At 58.1% G+C, this 17181-nt stretch carries 16 protein-coding genes; 4 read left to right on the top strand and 12 right to left on the bottom strand.

Going from position 1 to position 17181, the window contains the following annotated elements; all coding sequences use genetic code 11:
* Positions 1-10: 10 nt before the first annotated feature.
* From ACXAE6_RS08860 to modA, 9 genes are all read right to left on the bottom strand, one after another.
* A complete protein-coding gene (locus tag ACXAE6_RS08860) occupies positions 11-1597 on the bottom strand; it encodes an aldehyde dehydrogenase (NADP(+)) (RefSeq protein WP_475146587.1) in 1587 nt (528 codons plus the stop codon).
* A gap of 209 nt (positions 1598-1806) precedes the next feature.
* On the bottom strand, positions 1807-2577 hold the full coding sequence (locus ACXAE6_RS08865) for an SDR family NAD(P)-dependent oxidoreductase (RefSeq protein ID WP_475146588.1): 771 nt from the start codon (positions 2575-2577) through the stop codon (positions 1807-1809).
* 11 nt (positions 2578-2588) lie between these two features.
* Positions 2589-4349 carry an IlvD/Edd family dehydratase gene (locus tag ACXAE6_RS08870; protein ID WP_475146589.1) on the bottom strand — a complete coding sequence of 587 codons (1761 nt, stop codon included), beginning with the start codon at positions 4347-4349 and terminating at the stop codon, positions 2589-2591.
* 102 nt (positions 4350-4451) lie between these two features.
* The gene (gene mmsB / locus ACXAE6_RS08875; RefSeq protein ID WP_475146590.1) at positions 4452-5654 is read right to left on the bottom strand and encodes a multiple monosaccharide ABC transporter permease; all 1203 of its coding nucleotides are present in this window, start codon (positions 5652-5654) and stop codon (positions 4452-4454) included.
* Position 5655: 1 nt separating this feature from the next.
* The gene (mmsA, locus tag ACXAE6_RS08880) at positions 5656-7185 is read right to left on the bottom strand and encodes a multiple monosaccharide ABC transporter ATP-binding protein (RefSeq protein WP_475146591.1); all 1530 of its coding nucleotides are present in this window, start codon (positions 7183-7185) and stop codon (positions 5656-5658) included.
* A 57-nt stretch (positions 7186-7242) separates the two neighbouring features.
* Positions 7243-8313 (bottom strand): multiple monosaccharide ABC transporter substrate-binding protein, encoded by a 1071-nt coding sequence (gene chvE, locus ACXAE6_RS08885; RefSeq protein WP_392801705.1) that lies wholly within the window; start codon positions 8311-8313, stop codon positions 7243-7245.
* A gap of 281 nt (positions 8314-8594) precedes the next feature.
* A complete protein-coding gene (modC, locus tag ACXAE6_RS08890) occupies positions 8595-9668 on the bottom strand; it encodes a molybdenum ABC transporter ATP-binding protein (RefSeq protein ID WP_475146592.1) in 1074 nt (357 codons plus the stop codon).
* Entirely contained in the window at positions 9665-10357 is a 693-nt protein-coding gene (gene modB / locus ACXAE6_RS08895) for a molybdate ABC transporter permease subunit (protein WP_475146593.1), read from the bottom strand. The genes modC and modB overlap by 4 nt, the downstream gene beginning before the upstream one ends.
* Positions 10354-11046 carry a molybdate ABC transporter substrate-binding protein gene (gene modA / locus ACXAE6_RS08900; protein WP_475146594.1) on the bottom strand — a complete coding sequence of 231 codons (693 nt, stop codon included), beginning with the start codon at positions 11044-11046 and terminating at the stop codon, positions 10354-10356. Before modA ends, modB begins: the two co-directional genes overlap by 4 nt.
* Positions 11047-11264: 218 nt before the next feature.
* Between modA and ACXAE6_RS08905 the strand changes: the two genes are divergently transcribed.
* From ACXAE6_RS08905 to ACXAE6_RS08915, 3 genes are all read left to right on the top strand, one after another.
* Entirely contained in the window at positions 11265-12422 is a 1158-nt protein-coding gene (locus ACXAE6_RS08905; protein ID WP_475146595.1) for an alpha-hydroxy acid oxidase, read from the top strand.
* Positions 12423-12574: 152 nt separating this feature from the next.
* Entirely contained in the window at positions 12575-12922 is a 348-nt protein-coding gene (locus tag ACXAE6_RS08910; RefSeq protein WP_475146596.1) for a hypothetical protein, read from the top strand.
* A gap of 24 nt (positions 12923-12946) precedes the next feature.
* Complete coding sequence (locus tag ACXAE6_RS08915; protein WP_475146597.1) at positions 12947-13549, top strand: hypothetical protein; 603 nt, start codon at positions 12947-12949, stop codon at positions 13547-13549.
* 108 nt (positions 13550-13657) lie between these two features.
* Here the strand turns inward: ACXAE6_RS08915 and ACXAE6_RS08920 are convergent, their stop codons facing one another.
* Positions 13658-14422, bottom strand: coding sequence for a dienelactone hydrolase family protein (locus tag ACXAE6_RS08920; RefSeq protein ID WP_392801723.1), 765 nt, complete (start codon positions 14420-14422; stop codon positions 13658-13660).
* A 123-nt stretch (positions 14423-14545) separates the two neighbouring features.
* Between ACXAE6_RS08920 and ACXAE6_RS08925 the strand changes: the two genes are divergently transcribed.
* Positions 14546-15214, top strand: coding sequence for an alpha/beta hydrolase (locus ACXAE6_RS08925; RefSeq protein WP_475146598.1), 669 nt, complete (start codon positions 14546-14548; stop codon positions 15212-15214).
* Between the two features lie 6 nt (positions 15215-15220).
* On the opposite strand, the gene ACXAE6_RS08930 is transcribed toward ACXAE6_RS08925, so the two are convergent.
* Together ACXAE6_RS08930 and ACXAE6_RS08935 are read right to left on the bottom strand one after the other, a co-directional pair.
* On the bottom strand, positions 15221-16072 hold the full coding sequence (locus ACXAE6_RS08930; protein WP_475146599.1) for an ABC transporter permease: 852 nt from the start codon (positions 16070-16072) through the stop codon (positions 15221-15223).
* Complete coding sequence (locus ACXAE6_RS08935; RefSeq protein ID WP_475146600.1) at positions 16069-17037, bottom strand: ATP-binding cassette domain-containing protein; 969 nt, start codon at positions 17035-17037, stop codon at positions 16069-16071. The genes ACXAE6_RS08930 and ACXAE6_RS08935 overlap by 4 nt, the downstream gene beginning before the upstream one ends.
* Positions 17038-17181: the final 144 nt, after the last annotated feature.

Here is a 17181-nt window from a genome sequence, read left to right on the forward strand (position 1 = left end):
AAAAGCCCGCTTAGAGCGGGCCGGTTTGCCATTGTCCATCCACTCGGCGGCGCAGTTGCCAGGGGTTGGTGTTTTGCAGTGCCGGTGGCAACAGACTGGCCGGGCTGTTTTGATAACAGACCGGACGCAGCCAGCGGTCGATTGCCGCAGTGCCGACCGAGGTAAAACGGGTGTCGCTCGAAGCCGGATGCGGACCACCGTGCATCATCGCTTCGCAGACTTCTACACCGGTTGGGAAGCCGTTGAACACCAGTCGACCGACGCGCTGTTCGAGCACGCGCACCAGGTCGCTGTGCTGGCCAAGCTCGGTTTCGGTGCCGTGCAGTGTACCGGTAAGCTGGCCGGAAAGCGCGTTGGCGACGTCGGTCAACTGGGCGGCGTCATCGCACACCACCACCAGTGATGTCGGCCCGAAGACTTCTTCCTGTAGCGCCGGGTTGGCGAGAAAATCCTTGGCGGCAACGCGATACAGCCGCGCCTGGCCGCAATAGCCTTGCGTGCCCGGCTCGTCACCGGCGACAACGCACTCAACACCGGCTTGCTGGCCCAGTGTGTCTGCGCCTTTTTGATAAGCCTTGGCGACGCCCTGGTTGAGCATTACACCGGCCGGTTGACCGGTTAAAGCCTCGGCGGTGGCGCTCACAAAGGCGTCCAGTTCCTGGCCGGCAATGCCCAACACCAGACCTGGATTCACACAGAACTGGCCGGTGCCGAGGGTGAGCGAACCGACAAAGCCTTGAGCGATTTCTACGGCACTTGCTTGCAAGGTTTCGGGTAAAACCACCAGCGGATTAATGGAACCCATCTCGCCGAAAAACGGAATTGGATCAGTGCGGTTGCTGGCCAGTTGATGCAGTGCCGAACCGCCACGATAGGAACCGGTAAAGCCCACTGCTTTGATGTTCGGGTCGGTCACCAGTTGGCTGCCGATGCCATTGCCGTCACCGGCGACAAAGTTGATCACCCCGGCCGGCATACCGCATTGCTCAGCTGCCTTCGCTAATGCCTGAGCGACCAATTCGCCGCTGCCGGGATGGGAGTTATGGCTTTTCACCACTACCGGGCAACCAGCGGCCAGCGCCGAAGCGGTGTCGCCACCGCCGGCGGAAAAGGCCAGTGGAAAGTTGGAGGAACCAAACACGGCGATGGGTCCCAGCGCCTGTTTAACAAAACGCAAATCCGGACGCGGCGGGGTGCGCTCCGGCAAGGCCGAGTCGATGCGCACATCGAGAAAATCGCCAGCACGGACCACGCCGGCAAACATCTTCAACTGGTTGCAGGTCCGGCCGCGTTCGTTCTCGGCACGACCACGCGGATAGCCGGTTTCCAGACTGACGCGCTCAAGCAGTTCATCGCCCAGCGCCATAATTTGTTCGGCACAAGCGTCCAGGAAAGCCGCACGTTCTTCCAGACTGGTCGCCGCAAAAGCCGGCGCTGCTTTAGCGGCTGCTGCCGTTGCTGCGCTGATCTGTTCTTCGCTGGCAAAACTCAGCTCAGGACCAAGTTGCTCACCAGTAGCCGGGTTGACGGCCTGATAACTGCCGGCTTCTCCGGCCTGCCAGTTGCCGCCGATCAGTTGCTTACCGGTAATACTCATAAGGCTGTCTCCTTGAATTTGGTTTTCTAACTTTCAATTGTCTTTTCAGCGGGCCAAAGGTGTTTTTCGGTGCCCAAGGAGCAAAGCCAAAGTGTCTGTCACAAGGCGAGGAAGCACAGGAATAGCAGCGCTATTTCAAGCTTTCTCAACGCGGTGACAGGCTCTTTGGCGAAGCGAACGGGCATCGAAAAGCGCCTTTGTCCCGCAAACTAGATCCATCCGCCGTCGACGATATAGTCTTGTGCCGTGCACATCCGGCTATCATCCGAGGCCAAAAACAACGCCATCGAACAAATGTGTTCCGGATAAAGTTCTTCCTTCAAACACTGGCTGCTGTGAATCTCTGCCTTGGTGTCTTCGTTAACCCAGTTGGCCAGTTGGCGTTCGGTCATTACCCAGCCCGGGGTCAGCGTATTCACGCGAATACGGTCCGGACCCATGTCGCGCGCCAGGCCGCGGGTCATGCCGAGTACGGCGGCTTTGGAGGTGGTGTAGCCGGTCATGTTGCCCTGACATTCGTGCCAGCTCATCGAACCAAAATTGATGATGGAACCGCCACCGGCCTGCTTCATCTGTTCGTACACCGCCTGGGCGGCGAAGAACTGTGGTCGCAGGTTGATGTTGATGCGCTCGTTCCAGTACTCGGGCGTGACGTCGCGGAAGTCGTGACGGGTGTCCTGGGCGGCGTTGTTAATCAGCGCCTTGATCGGGCCGAAGCGTTCGCCGGTGTCGCGGATAATTTGCTGTAACTGTGCCACGTTGATCAGATCGCAGTGGTGGAAATAAACCCGCTCGCTGCCGAGACGATCATTCAGCGTTTTCGCCAGGGCGATGGATTCGTCTTTTAAGATATCGACGAACACCACCGTCGAGCCCTGGTCGGCGAAGGCTTCGACCAGGCCAGCACCAATGCCGGAGCCGCCGCCGGTGATAAAGATAACGGCGCCATCCAGGCTGGGGTAACGATTACTCAGTTGCATCTTGCCTCCGATCAATGCGAGTGGGCCGGTACGGCTGCGCCACGACAGCCGACCAAAAAGTCGAAGTCGCAGCCTTCATCGGCCTGCAGCACCCGGTCGCGATAGAGTTCCAGATAGCCACCTTCACGGGCGATGATATGGTCGGCACGCAGTTCTTTAAGGCGTTGCTCCAGCTCGGCATCGCTGATGTCGAGGTTCAGCACACCGCCGTCGGCATCCAGATGGATGATGTCGCCATTACGTACAGCGGCCAGCGGACCCAATTCCATCGCCTCGGGGGCCACGTGCAGCACCACCGTGCCGAAGGCCGTGCCGCTCATGCGCGCATCGGAAATACGCACCATGTCGGTCACACCTTCTTTCAACAGTTTCGGTGGCAGGCCCATGTTGCCGACTTCGGCCATGCCCGGGTAGCCCTTGGGACCGCAGTTTTTCAGCACCATGACGCAGCTGGCGTCGATGTCCAGATCCGGGTCGTTGATGCGCGCTTTGTAGTCGTCGAAGTTTTCGAACACCACCGCACGGCCACGATGGTTCATCAATTCCGGGCTCGCGGCCGACGGTTTCAATACCGCACCGCGCGGTGCCAGATTGCCGCGCAGCACGCAGATGCCGCCATTGGCGATCAATGGATTGTCGAGGGTGCGAATAACGTCGTCGTTGTAGCAGGGCGCATCCTTGACGTTGTCGGCCAGGGTTTTGCCGTTGACGGTCAGGCAGTCGCCCTTAATCAGTTTGGCATCGTTCAAACGACGCAATACCGCTGGCAAACCGCCCGCGTAATAAAACTCTTCCATCAGATACTGGCCTGAAGGTTGGAGGTTCACCAGCGTGGGTACCTCGCGACCTTCATTCCAGTCATCCAGTTCCAGCTCGACACCGATACGACCGGCAATGGCTTTAAGGTGAATCACCGCATTGGTGGAACCACCGATGGCGGCGTTGGTGCGGATGGCGTTCAAAAAGGCATCGCGGGTCAGCACTTTGGAGAGTTTTAAGTCTTCATGCACCATTTCCACGGCGCGCATGCCGGACAGATGCGCCAGCACATAACGCCGCGAATCGACCGCCGGAATAGCCGCGTTGTGCGGCAGGCTGACACCAAGCGATTCGGCCATGCAGGCCATGGTGGAAGCGGTGCCCATGGTGTTACAGGTACCGGCCGAGCGCGACATCCCGCCTTCGGCGTCGAGGAAATCCTGCAGGCCGATCTTGCCGGCTTTGTACTCTTCGTGCAGGCGCCACACCAGGGTGCCGGAACCGACCGGCTCGCCATGGTGTTGGCCGTTCAGCATGGGTCCACCGGTGACGACAATAGCCGGAACATCACAACTGGCCGCGCCCATCAGCAAGGCGGGCGTGGTTTTATCGCAACCGGTCAGCAGCACCACGCCATCAATGGGATTGCCACGAATGGCTTCTTCAACATCCATGGACGCCAGATTGCGCGTCAGCATGGCGGTCGGCCGCAGGTTCGATTCGCCGTTAGAGAACACCGGAAATTCCACCGGCACGCCGCCGGCTTCGCGAATGCCATTCTTGACCCGTTCGGCAATCTGCCGGAAATGTGCGTTGCACGGTGTCAGTTCCGACCAGGTGTTGCAGATACCGATGATCGGCCGGCCGTCGAAATGATGATCAGGAATGCCCTGGTTCTTCATCCAGGAGCGATACATAAAGCCGTTTTTGTCGCGCGTACCGAACCACTGCTGAGAACGCAGTGGGGTACTGGAATTTGGTTTGCTGCCCTTGCCGTCGTTATTAGCCGTCATGGCGGTGCCCTATTAATAATAAAATAATACAAATGGTCCGAGTGATCGGAGCGACTGTCAAGCCGGTTGCCCGGCTTGCCTGTAATTAAAGGAAGTGGCCGCTCAGCCGCTCTTGTTCTTGTTGTAAACGTCGAAGATCACCGCTGCGAGCAGCACCAGACCCTTGATCACCTGCTGCCAGTCGATGCCGACACCGAGGATGGACATGCCGTTGTTCATCACGCCCATGATCAAGGCGCCGATCACCGCGCCGATGATTTTGCCCGAACCGCCGCGCATCGAAGCGCCGCCGATAAAGACAGCGGCGATCACATCCAGCTCGAACGCCAGGCCCGCTTTCGGCGTTGCCATGTTCAGTCGAGCGGCGAACACCATGCCGGCCAGCGCCGCCAACATGCCCATATTGGCGAAGGTCAGGAAGGTCAGGCGTTTGGTGTTGATGCCTGAGAGCATGGCGGCCTTTTCGTTGCCGCCGATGGCGTAGATGCGCCGGCCGAAGGTGGTGCGCTGAGTCACGAAGGTGTAGATCGAAATCAGCAGCGCCATCAGGATCAGCACATTGGGTGGGCCTTTGTAGGTCGACAGCAGGTAGGTGATATAGATCACCGCCGTTGCAATCAAACCATTACGCAGCCAGAAAAACTGCAATGGCTCGCGCGCCGCGCCGTACTGAGCCTGCTTGGCGCGGGCGCGGATATTGAAGTAGAGCAGCAGCGCTGCCACGGCGATGCCGAGCAGCATGGAGGTCAGGTGAAAGTCACCGCCGGGCAGCAGGTCGGGCAGAAAGCCGGTGCTCAGTTTCTGGAAGGTCTCCGGAAACGGGCCGACTGACTGACCGCCGAGCAACCACAGTGTCAGACCTTTGAACACCAGCATGCCGGCGAGCGTGACGATAAAGGCCGGAATGCGGTAGTAGGCCACCCAGTAACCCTGGGCCGCGCCGATCAGTGTGCCGACGACCAGGCAGGCAACAAAGGTAACCGGCGCCGACCATTCCCACTGCACCATCATCACCGCCGCCAGGGCGCCGATAAAACCGAGCACCGAACCAACCGACAGATCGATATGGCCGCAGACGATGACCATCAACATGCCCAGCGCCATGATGATGATGTAGGAGTTCTGCAAAAACAGATTGGTCAGGTTCAGCGGCTTAAGCAGGATGCCGTCGGTTAAAAACTGGAACAGCGCCATGATCACCACCAGGGCGATCAAAATGCCGTATTCGCGCAGATGCGACTTAAAGAAACCGCCCAGCGAACTCTGCTTGCTCTGCGGCTGGTCCACGGATGCTTGTGTCGACATGTCAGTGTCTCCCGGATTGAATGATCATCGTCATAATGGCTTCCTGCGATGCCTGCTCGCGTGGCAGTTCGCCGATCAGCTCGCCTTCGTTCATCACGTAGATGCGATCGCTGATGCCGAGCAATTCAGGCATTTCTGAAGAGATGACGATGATGGCTTTGTGCTGTGCAGCCAGTTCGTTGATCAGGCTGTAAATTTCGTACTTGGCACCGACGTCGATGCCCCGTGTCGGTTCATCCAGAATCAACACCTCAGGGTCGGTAAACAGCCATTTCGACAGCACCACTTTTTGTTGATTACCGCCGGACAGATTCACCGCTTTTTGCTGTACATGCGGCGTCTTGATATTGATTTTTTGGCGGTAACCTTCGGCGACATTGTCTTCATATTGATCGTCCATTACCGCCCCCCGGCTGACTGCGCCGAGGTTGGCCATGGAGACGTTGCGGCTGATGGTATCGTCCAATACCAAGCCATAGGTTTTGCGGTCTTCAGTGGCGTAGGCAAGGCCGGAACCGACCGCTCGCTGCACTGTGCTGACGTCCATGGGTTGGTCGTGCAGTGTCACTTCACCGCTGATTTTCTGGCCATAAGCGCGGCCAAAAATACTCATCGCGAGCTCAGTCCGACCCGAGCCCATCAAGCCGGCAATGCCGACGATTTCTCCGGCGCGCACATCCAGGCTGACGTTATGAATAATCTGCCGATCGGCCTGCTGCGGATGGAACACATTCCAGTTGCGTACTTTAAAAACGATGTCGCCGATGTTCGGTGTGCGTGGCGGAAAACGATCCGATAAGGCGCGTCCAACCATGTCGGAAACAATACGGTCTTCGCTGATTTCTTCAGTCGCACAATCGAGCCGACTGACGGTGGCGCCATCACGCAAGACGGTGACGGTGTCGGCCACCTGTTTGACTTCGTTGAGCTTGTGCGAAATCAAAATGGAGGTAATGCCCTGAGCGCGAAACTCTTTGAGCAGTTCCAATAAGGCGGCGCTTTCGGCTTCGTTCAGACTGGCGGTGGGTTCGTCGAGAATCAGCAGGCGCACGTTTTTTGATAACGCCTTGGCGATTTCAACGAGCTGCTGTTTGCCCACACCCAGTTCGCCCACCGGCGTACCCGGTGCTTCGCTGAGGCCGACTTTGGTGAGCAGCTTTTCGGTCTGGGCGTAGCTGCGTGGCCAATCGATGATGCCGTTGTGTGCCTGTTCGTTGCCCAGATAGATGTTCTCGGCAATCGACAGTAACGGCACCAAGGCCAGTTCCTGATGAATGATGATGATACCCAGGCGCTCGCTGTCGGCGATGGATTTGAACTGACGTTGTTCACCGTCGAACAGAATCTCGCCGTCGTAACTGCCGTGCGGATGCACGCCGCTGAGGACTTTCATTAAGGTTGATTTACCGGCGCCGTTCTCGCCCACCAGGGCGTGAATTTCGCCGTCGCGGATCGCCAGATTAACGTTGTTGAGCGCTTTGACGCCGGGGAACGTTTTGGTGATGCCGCGCATTTCTAAAATGGTGTTCACTGCGCACCCTCTCATACCAAAAAAAGGCCGACCGGCGGTGCCGGCCAGCCAAAGGGCTTAGCGAATGTCGTCTTCGCTGTAGTAACCGCTGTCAACCAGGACGTCTTCCCAGTTGTCTTCATCGACACTGACCGGTACCAGCAGGTAAGAAGGGATCACCTTGACGCCGTTGTCGTAGGTGGAGGTGTCGTTGATTTCCGGCTCGGTGCCACGGAACAACGCATCGACCATACCGACGGTGACACGCGCCAGTTCGCGGGTGTCTTTGAACACCGTCATGGTCTGCTCGCCGGCGAGGATGGATTTAACTGAAGGCACTTCGGCGTCCTGACCGGTGATCACTGGCATTGGCAGATTACCGCTGCCGTAACCTACGCCTTTCAGCGAAGAAATAATACCGATGGACAGGCCGTCATAGGGCGACAGCACGGCATCGACGCGGGCATCGGAATAGTAGGCTGAAAGCAGGTTGTCCATGCGCGCCTGAGCGACCGAACCGTCCCAGCGCAGTGTGGAGACGGTGTCCATGCCGGTCTGGCCGGAGCGGACCACGAGCTGGCCGTTGTCGATATAAGGTTGCAGGATCGACATGGCGCCGTTGTAGAAGAAATAGGCGTTGTTGTCGTCGGGCGACCCACCGAACAGTTCGATGTTGTAAGGGCCGTCGCCGTCTGCCAGATCCAAGGCATCGACGATGTATTGCGCTTGCAGGACACCGACCTGGAAGTTATCGAAGGTGGCGTAGTAGTCGACGTTTGCTGAGCCGCGAATCAGACGATCGTAAGCGATCACTTCGATGCCCAGATCGGCTGCCTGTTGCAGCGCTGACGACAGCGTCGTGCCATCGATGGAGGCGATGACCAGTACGTCGACGCCTTTAACGATCATGTTTTCAATCTGTGACAACTGCGTCGGAATATCGTCTTCGGCGTATTGCAGATCGGTGTCGTAACCGGCCTCTTCGAACTGGCGCACCATGCTTTCGCCGTCGGAAATCCACCGCGCCGACGACTTGGTGGGCATGGCGATGCCGACGGTTTCAGCGGCGACCTGAGTGGCCAGCGTTGCGGTAAAAGCGGTGGCGAGCGACAAAGCGCACAGCCGGGCTGCGGTCTTAAAGACAGTCATGAGTTGTTCTCCCAAGGCGTTACAGCGCTGTGAACCACTGCCGCCAGCAATATTGTTGTTGGTTGGCCCGCTCCGGTACTGAGCAAAGGCACTTTTTCGGGATTGTGTATTTTTTGCAGCGCTGTTTGATCGCTGTTGCCGATCAAACCAGGAAAAGCGCATCCCCTGCTTTGTTTATTGTCGGGACGGAGCGCTGCACCGGGCCGATAAGGTCCGATTAAAATTAAATGTATTATAATAAGATTTTATGCGCAACCGTTGTCACTCAAGCGACAGAGAGGCTAGCGCAGCAGCGCCGTCGACTTGATTTGTGCCCAAACGTGCTGGCCGGGTTGGAGCTTAAGTTGGGCGACTGAACGCCGCGTCAGGCGTGCCAGCAGCGTCTGGCTGCCAACGAGAAGTTGCACGGTAATGCTGGCGTCATCGCTGTCGGTCAGCTCAATAATGCGCGCCGGTAAGCGGTTGAGAATGCTCGAATCGCTGGCTTCGCTCAGGCTGAGGCTGACGTCGCGCGCCAGAATGCGTATCCGGATGGTGACATCCAGCGGCTTGCCGTTATCGCCCACCCACAGACTCAGCGCGCCGTTTTCCAGGCGCATCAGGCCCCAGTCGTTATCGCGTTCAGCGAGGCGGGTTTCCAGCACCACCCCGCTTTGATCGCCCAGGCGCAGTGGATCGTCGGCGCGGCTGAGCAATTCGGTCAGCGGGCCGCTGGCGGTGACGCTTCCCGCCTGCATGACCACCAGATGATCGGCCAGGCGGGCGACTTCTTCGGCGGCATGGCTGACGTACAGAATCGGGCAGGCCAGAGCGTCGTGCAGGCTTTCCAGGTAGGGCAGAATTTCAGCTCGGCGCTGGGCGTCGAGCGAGGCCAGGGGTTCATCCATCAGCAGTAGGCTGGGGTTGATCAACAGGGCGCGGGCGATGGCGACGCGCTGACGTTCGCCACCGGAGAGTTCCGCGGGTTTACGTTGTAGCAGTTTGTCCAAACCCAGTAATTCGACGATGTCGGCACGCGATAATGGCGTGTTACCGGCATCGGCGCGTTTAGCGGCGTAATCGAGATTGCCGGCGACATTCAGATGGTCGAACAGGCTCGATTCCTGAAACACATAACCGAGTGGGCGACGATGGGTGGGCAGGAATTTCTGGTCATCCTGCCAGCACTGACCGGCGACCGTTAAATGACCCCGCTGCGCTTTTTCCAGACCCGCAATGCAGCGTAACAGCGTCGTTTTACCGCAACCGGATGGACCGAACAGGGCGCTGATGCCATTGCCCGGCAGCTTCAGATCGACGTCCAGCGCGAAGCCCGGGTAGCAATGTTGAAAACGCAGTTGTAAGGCGTCACTCATGAGCGCCCCCAATTCAGTTGCGTGCTGCGCCGTTGCAGCGTGTAGAGTGCCGCCAGCGCGGCGAACGAAAACACCACCAGAACAGCGGCCAGCGCATGCGCCTGATCGTAGGCCAGCGCCTCGACATGGTCGTAGATCTGCACCGAGGCGACGCGGGTTTCATCCGGAATATTGCCGCCGATCATTAACACCACCCCGAACTCGCCAACGGTATGGGCAAAGCCGAGCACGGCAGCACTGATAAAACCCGGTTTGGCCAGCGGTACCGCTACGGTCCAGAAGCGATCCCAGGGGCCGGCGCGCAAGGTGGCGGCGGCTTCCAACGGGCGGTCGCCGATGGCCTGAAAGGCGTTTTGAATCGGCTGCACCACAAAGGGCAGGGAATAAAGCACCGAGCCGACGACGAGACCGGCAAAGGTGAAGGGCAATAAGCCGATGCCCAACGCCTGAGTCAGTTGGCCGACAGGCCCGTTTGGGCCCAGTGAAATCAGCAGATAGAAGCCCAGCACCGAGGGCGGTAATACCAACGGCAAGGCAACCAGAGCCGCGATCGGGCCTTTCAGCCAGGAGCGGGTGCGCGCCAGCCACCAGGCCAGCGGCGTACCCAGCACCAGCAGCACCAGGGTTGAGACACTGGCCAGACGCAGCGTCAGCCAGAGGGCGTTCCAGTCGGCGCTGCTCAATGTCACCCTGGCACCTCGATGTGATAACCGTAAGTTTCAATCAATGCCTGGGTGGTATCGCTGCGCAGATAATCCAGCAGCGCCCGGGCGGCGGCGTTATTTTTGGCTCGACTGAGCAAAACAGCATCCTGGCGGATGGGCTGATAATAGTTGCTGGGGATGATCCAGGTGGTGCCGGTCGGCACCTTGTGATGATCGATCAGCTGCGACAACGCCACCAAACCCAGGTCGGCATTGCCGGTGGCGATAAACTGATGCGTCTGCGCAATGTTTTGTCCCAGCACCAACTGATTGGCGAGTTGTTCGTTCACGCCCAGCCGCTCCAATACTTCCATTGCCGCTACGCCATAGGGCGCCAGTCTTGGGTTGGCGATGGCCAGTCGATTGAAGTCGCCGCTGCGCAACAGCGCTTCGCCGTTACTGAAACGGTCTGGCGTTGCCGACCATAACGCCAGCGTGCCGACGGCGTAGGTAAAGTCTGAACCCGTGAGTGCATCGCCAGCATCGATCAAGGCCTGCGGCTTGGCCTGATCGGCTGACAGAAACACATCAAAGGGCGCGCCGTTTTGAATCTGAGCAAAGAGTTGGCCGGACGAGCCGAAGGACAACCGCAGGTGATGGCCGGTGTCGGTTTCAAAGCGATCGGCCAGGGCCTGCATCGGCCGGGTGAAATTGGCGGCTACGGCGACCGTCACTGTATCGGCCCACAGCGGTTGGGCGGCTAACCCAAGTAACGGACAAAGTAACAGGATTAACAAAGGATAAAGCGGCATGAGAACTTCAAATCTGCAGTCACAAGATCGCCATCATTGACGATCATCAATAGACAGGCAAGGTAGATACAAAGGTCTATGGACAGGCCGGTAGCGTCGCTACTAGAGTGCGTCGATTGTTTTTCAGTTCGAGACTTCCGATGGCCAAGCCCTGCGATATTCACGACTACCAACAACTCGCCCGCCGCCGCGTACCGCGCATGTTCTACGACTACGCCGATTCCGGCTCCTGGACCGAATCGACCTACCGCGCCAATGAAACGGATTTCGATAAGCTGAAATTCCGCCAGCGCGTCGCCGTCGATATGACCAATCGCTCCACCGCAACCACCATGATCGGCCAAAAAGTCGCCATGCCAGTCGCGTTGGCACCGACCGGTTTAACCGGCATGCAGTGGGCTGATGGCGAAATCAAAGCCGCCAAAGCTGCGGAACAATTTGGCGTGCCTTTTACGCTGTCGACGATGAGTATTTGCTCGATTGAAGATATCGCCGCACACACTGAAAAACCTTTCTGGTTCCAGCTGTACGTAATGCGCGACCGCGACTTTATCGGTCGTTTAATCGATCGCGCCAAAGCCGCCGGTTGTTCTGCTTTGGTGATCACATTGGATTTGCAGATTCTCGGTCAGCGTCATAAAGACCTGCGCAATGGCTTGTCGGCGCCGCCGAAATTTACGCTCAATTCAATACTGCAATTAATGAGCAAACCGGCCTGGGGTTTGCGCATGTTGGGCACGCGTCGTCATGGTTTTGGCAACATCGTCGGTCACGTTTCCGGTGTGGAGGATTTGTCGTCGTTGTCGGAATGGACGGCGAAACAGTTCGACCCCAAACTGTCTTGGGATGATTTAGCCTGGATCAAAGAACGCTGGGGCGGCCCGGTAATTCTGAAAGGCATTATGGATCCGGAAGACGCCAGGTCGGCGGTGAAAACCGGCGCCGATGCGATCATCGTCTCCAACCATGGTGGCCGGCAGTTAGACGGCGCGCCATCGAGCATCGAAGCCTTACCGGCGATTCTCGATGCGGTCGGCAATGACATTGAAGTGCACTTTGACGGCGGCATTCGCAGCGGCCAGCAGATCTTAAAAGCCATCGCCCTGGGCGCACAAAGCACTTACATCGGCCGGGCGTTTTTGTACGGTCTGGGTGCAGCGGGCGAGCGCGGTGTTACCGATGTGCTGAACATTTTGCACAAGGAACTGGATATCTCGATGGCGCTCTGTGGCGAGCGGGATATTTTGAATGTCGGTAAACACAACCTGGTTAACCCGGACGTTTTTGGCAGTAATTGAGCTGAGCAAGAGCCGATCATCGCTTAATGCATCACCTTGACTGGGCATTAATTCTATAAACTAACATATAGTTTATATATGCTATTTAATAGTTAATATAAACTAAAAGATAGTCTATAGTCGTCGGTCTATGGTTTGAAAAGGCGTTGATGATGTTTGTGCTCAAAGGCGTACTAAGAGCGGAGACTCAGGAAAAAATACTGATTTATCTGCTGCTGAGAGGTGATGGCTACAGTAAGGCTATCGCTGATTTTTATGAGGTGCCCCTCACCCCGGTGCAAAAGCAACTGCTCCGGCTTGAAAGTGACGGGGTCCTGGTCAGTCAGCAGATTGGTAAGGTGCGCAACTATGAGCTTAATCCGCGCTACCCCTTTATGGAGCCGTTAAAGGCATTGCTGAAAACGGCGCTGGCGGTCTACCCGGATGAACTTATTAAAAAGCTGCTGGTACATCGAACTCGCCCCAGGGCGGCGGGGAAAGCGATACGTCCGGCACTATAAAATCTCAGCGTTGAGGCTTAGGTTATGGACGACTTCAGCACGACGACAATCACTGAACTGGCCGCTATTGTTGCTGGCCATCTGCAGCACAGGGATATCGATGTTGTGCTGGTAGGCGGTTTGGCTGTGGAGATTTACACCGCAAACCTCTACCTCACCGAGGATATTGATCTGGTCAATACCAACTATCAGTCTCCACAGCGGTTAAACAGCGCAATGGCTGAGCTGGGTTTTTTTAAGCAAGGCCGGGTGTATGTTCATCCGACTACAACGATCGTGGTCGAGTTTCCCGCAGCGCCATTGGCTGTCGGAGATGAATTTATTACCAGCGTCGCGCAAATTCAGGTGGCTGATAAAAATCTGCCCATCCTTCACGTGGCGGATGTGATTAAGGATCGGCTGTCGGCTTATCTTCATTGGCATGATCGCCAGTCGCTGATCCAGGCCATTGCCATTATGCGCAAACACCAGCAGTTGCCGGAAAATTTCCGCACTTTTCTGATTCGGGAAGAGGGCGATTCAGACTTCTTGTTGTTAAGCACTTTGTATCAAAGGGCGGACTTTGAGAACGCTAATTCCATGGAAGATCTGGAAAGGATACTGGTCGCCCTGCTGCTCTCAACCTAGTAGTTAGGACTGGCACTCAGCTAGCTTAAGGAAAGCATCCCGGCGCAGGGCCGGGATGATGTGTGCTGTCACCAGTGGTTGTCACTGCAAGACCAGTCACCGCAAGACTCAGTTTAAACGCTCTTCCAAAAACGCCGTTAACGCCTGCCAGGAAGCGCGGTCGGCATCGAGGTCGTAGTCGCCACTGCCGTAGACGGTAAAGGCATGGCGCGCGCCGCCGTGAATCTGGGCGTTGTGTTCAACACCAGCCGCTTGCAGCGCGTCGAGCAGGGCGGCGACATCGCTCATGCCGGAAACCGGGTCGGCGGAACCATGTTGAATCAGTACTGGCGCGCTAACGTCGTCGTAATCCTGGCCTTCAGGCAGGCCAAGGCCGCCATGGAAGGAGACAAAACCCTCCGTTTCGGCACCGGTACGCGCCAGTTCCAATACGCCCGCACCGCCGAAGCAGTAGCCGATGACGACGACGTTATCGGTGCCGCCGGGAATGTCATCCACTGCATCCAGAGCCGCCGTTAAACGACGCTGAAAAGCGGCGCGGTCGGCGTACATTTCACCGGTGCGCTGCTGGTTTTCCTGCATGGAGGTGGGGCGGTTGTCGCGGCCAAAAACGTCGATGGCAAAGGCGGTGTAGCCCAGGCTGGCGAGCATCTCGGCGCGGCGTTTTTCGTAATCGGTCAGACCATCCCAGTCGTGAATAATCAGCACGGTGCCCCGGCTTTCATCCAGGTTGCTGTTGTGGGCAACATAACCCTGGTAGGCGGTGCCGTTGATGGTGTAGTCGTAGTCGGTGCCGGTGATGTCGGCGCGGGCGCTGAGCACAACGGCCAGCGACAGGGTAAAGACGGCAAAGATTAACTGCAGCGGTTTCATAAACTTCTCCTCGGGGTGAAGTGGTTGAAACAGTACGTGCCATCGCGATTGCCAGATCAGACTCGGCGCGAACAGCGGCAGTCTTTATACTCTGGCACACAGTCTGAACTAAAAAGGTAGACCATGGCACTGTTACCTGCCGTCGAACTGCAAACCCGCCCCGAGCCGACCGCCACGGTCATCTGGCTGCATGGCCTGGGCGCCGATGGCCACGATTTCGAAGCCATCGTGCCCGAACTCCAACTGGACGATCTGGCGGTGCGTTTTATCTTCCCGCACGCGCCTTCTATTCCGGTGACCGTCAACGGTGGCATGCGCATGCCGGCCTGGTATGACATCACCGCCATCGACATCGACCGCACCATCGATACCGCGCAGCTGGAAGCCTCGGCCGACGCCGTCGATGCTTTTATCGCCCGTGAACGTGAACGCGGCATCGACAGCCGGCGCATCATCATCGCCGGTTTCTCTCAAGGTGGTGCCGTGGCCTATGAGGCGGCGCTGCGTCACCCCGAGCCGTTGGGCGGGCTGATGGCGCTGTCGACCTACTTTGCGACGGCTGAAACCAATCGCAGCAGCGATGCGAACAAAGGCATAGCCGTGCTTGCCTGTCACGGCATGTTCGACCCGGTGGTGCCGCAAACGCTGGGCAACAGAGCGGTGGAGACGCTCAAGTCGCGAGGTTACTCGGTGGATTACAACATCTACCCGATGGAGCACTCTGTCGATATGGCGGAGATTCGCGATATCGCCGCCTGGTTGCGCCAGCGGCTGACCGCGCCGCTGGCCTGAATCCGCTCAGCGCTGGCGCCGGTACAGCATCATGGTCAGCGGCCCGAAGATGGCCGTTAACACCGCCGGCGCCAGCAGCGACAGCGCAATGCCGGCCAGGCTTGGCTGACCGGCGAGAATATCGCGCAGCGCCGTCACCAGATGCGCGACCGGGTTCACGCCGATGGCTGCTTGCAGCCAGGCGGGCATGGTGGCTGGGTCGACAAAGATGTTGGAGGCGAAGGTCACCGGCATCAGCACCGTCCAGCTCAGCGTCATCACTGCGCCGGGCGTGCGCAGCAGCAGGCCGATGGTGGTAAACACCCAGCCAATGCCAAAGGCGAACAGATTCAACAGCACGATGGCTAACACCACCGCGAAAAAACCTCCTTCCGGGCGATAGCCCAACAGCATGCCGATAATGAAGACAATTACCGATGAGCCGGTGTAGCGAATCACATCGCCGGCCATGGCACCGACCAACGGTGAGGCGCGCCAGATCGGCATCGATTTGAAGCGGTCGTAGATGCCCTTGCTGATGTCGGTGTTCAGCGTCACGCCGGTATAGATGGTGGTGAACACCACCGTCTGCGCCAGGATGCCGGGCAGCAGAAACACCAGATATTCCTGTGGCGACCCGGCCAGAGCGCCGCCGAACAGGAAGGTGAACATCACCGTGAACATGATCGGCGTGATCAGCACATCGAAGAGCTGTTCCGGCACGTGTTTGATTTTCAGCAGGGCGCGCCAGGCGAAGGTGGCCAGGTTCGACAGCGTGCCGGGCAGCTCAGGTGCTTGTTGCTGCATCAGGGCATGCAGATCGGTTGGCGCTTTGGCGGTTTGGTTATCGAAATCGGTGCTGCGCAGTTGCTCGGTCATGCGGGCAGGTCCTCGCGGGTCTCAAGGTCCGATGGTTGGCCGGTCAGCGCCAGGAATACCTCATCCAGGCTGGGTTGACCTAAACCGAAGCTCGCCAGGGCGAAGCCGTTATCGGTCAATCCCTGCAGGGTTTTGCTGGCCAGAGCCGGGTCGGCGCAGGGCACGCTCAGCGACGCAGGTTCGGTATCGAAGCTGACGCTGGCCTGCAATTGCTGGCTGAGCCAGTCACCGGCCGCGGGTCGTTGCGAGGCATCGGCAAGGCGCAGGCGTAAAACGCCCGAACCGACCTTCTGTTTCAGCTCGCTACTGGTGCCTTCAGCGATCACCCGGCCGTGATCGATGACCGCGATGCGCTCGGCCAGTTGATCGGCTTCTTCCAGATACTGGGTGGTCAGCAAGACGGTGGTACCGGCCGCGGCCAGAGCACGCACGATGTCCCACACCTGATTGCGTGAGCGCGGGTCGAGTCCGGTAGTGGGTTCATCCAGAAACAGCAAATCCGGTGGCACGATGAGTGAGGCGGCGATATCGAGCCGGCGCCGCATGCCACCGGAATAATGTTTGACCTCTTTGTCGGCGGCCTCAAGCAGGTCGAAACTGGCCAGCAGTGTATCGCTGCGCACGCGTCCGGCCTGGCCTTTACAGCCCAGCAGGCGGGCCAGCAAACGCAGATTTTCGCGGCCGCTGAGATCTTCATCGACCGACGCGAATTGGCCGGTCAGGCTGATGCGCTGGCGGATCGCCTGAGCATCCTTTACAAGATCTAGACCGAGTACCTGGGCCTGGCCGTCGTCTGGTTGTAGCAGCGTTGCCAGCATGCGCACTGTGGTGGTCTTGCCAGCTCCGTTGGGGCCGAGCAGACCATAGACACTGCCGCGCCGCACCTTCAGGTTAAGTCCTGTTACCGCTTGGGTGGAACCGAAGTGTTTATGCAAGTTTTGCACGTCGATGGCCCAGCCTTGCATAAGGCTTCACTCCTGTGAAAAAACGGAGGCTTTACTCTAGGTGTTGACTGAAACCGTTGCCAGCATTTTTGATACCCCGACTAAGGCCCATTGCCGCCCAGTTTACAGCCGGGCGCGGCCATTGAGTCTTGCTATAATGATGCT

This window comes from Saccharospirillum sp. ABV4_185, from assembly GCF_056159245.1.

Coding starts and splice junctions, on each gene's coding strand:
- ACXAE6_RS08920 (WP_392801723.1), bottom strand. CDS start 14,422: ATGAAACCGCTGCAGTTAATCTTTGCCGTCTTTACCCTGTCGCTGGCC.
- ACXAE6_RS08870 (WP_475146589.1), bottom strand. CDS start 4,349: ATGACGGCTAATAACGACGGCAAGGGCAGCAAACCAAATTCCAGTACC.
- ACXAE6_RS08925 (WP_475146598.1), top strand. CDS start 14,546: ATGGCACTGTTACCTGCCGTCGAACTGCAAACCCGCCCCGAGCCGACC.
- ACXAE6_RS08935 (WP_475146600.1), bottom strand. CDS start 17,037: ATGCAAGGCTGGGCCATCGACGTGCAAAACTTGCATAAACACTTCGGT.
- modC (WP_475146592.1), bottom strand. CDS start 9,668: ATGAGTGACGCCTTACAACTGCGTTTTCAACATTGCTACCCGGGCTTC.
- ACXAE6_RS08930 (WP_475146599.1), bottom strand. CDS start 16,072: ATGACCGAGCAACTGCGCAGCACCGATTTCGATAACCAAACCGCCAAA.
- ACXAE6_RS08910 (WP_475146596.1), top strand. CDS start 12,575: ATGTTTGTGCTCAAAGGCGTACTAAGAGCGGAGACTCAGGAAAAAATA.
- ACXAE6_RS08905 (WP_475146595.1), top strand. CDS start 11,265: ATGGCCAAGCCCTGCGATATTCACGACTACCAACAACTCGCCCGCCGC.
- mmsB (WP_475146590.1), bottom strand. CDS start 5,654: ATGTCGACACAAGCATCCGTGGACCAGCCGCAGAGCAAGCAGAGTTCG.
- ACXAE6_RS08915 (WP_475146597.1), top strand. CDS start 12,947: ATGGACGACTTCAGCACGACGACAATCACTGAACTGGCCGCTATTGTT.
- ACXAE6_RS08865 (WP_475146588.1), bottom strand. CDS start 2,577: ATGCAACTGAGTAATCGTTACCCCAGCCTGGATGGCGCCGTTATCTTT.
- ACXAE6_RS08860 (WP_475146587.1), bottom strand. CDS start 1,597: ATGAGTATTACCGGTAAGCAACTGATCGGCGGCAACTGGCAGGCCGGA.
- chvE (WP_392801705.1), bottom strand. CDS start 8,313: ATGACTGTCTTTAAGACCGCAGCCCGGCTGTGCGCTTTGTCGCTCGCC.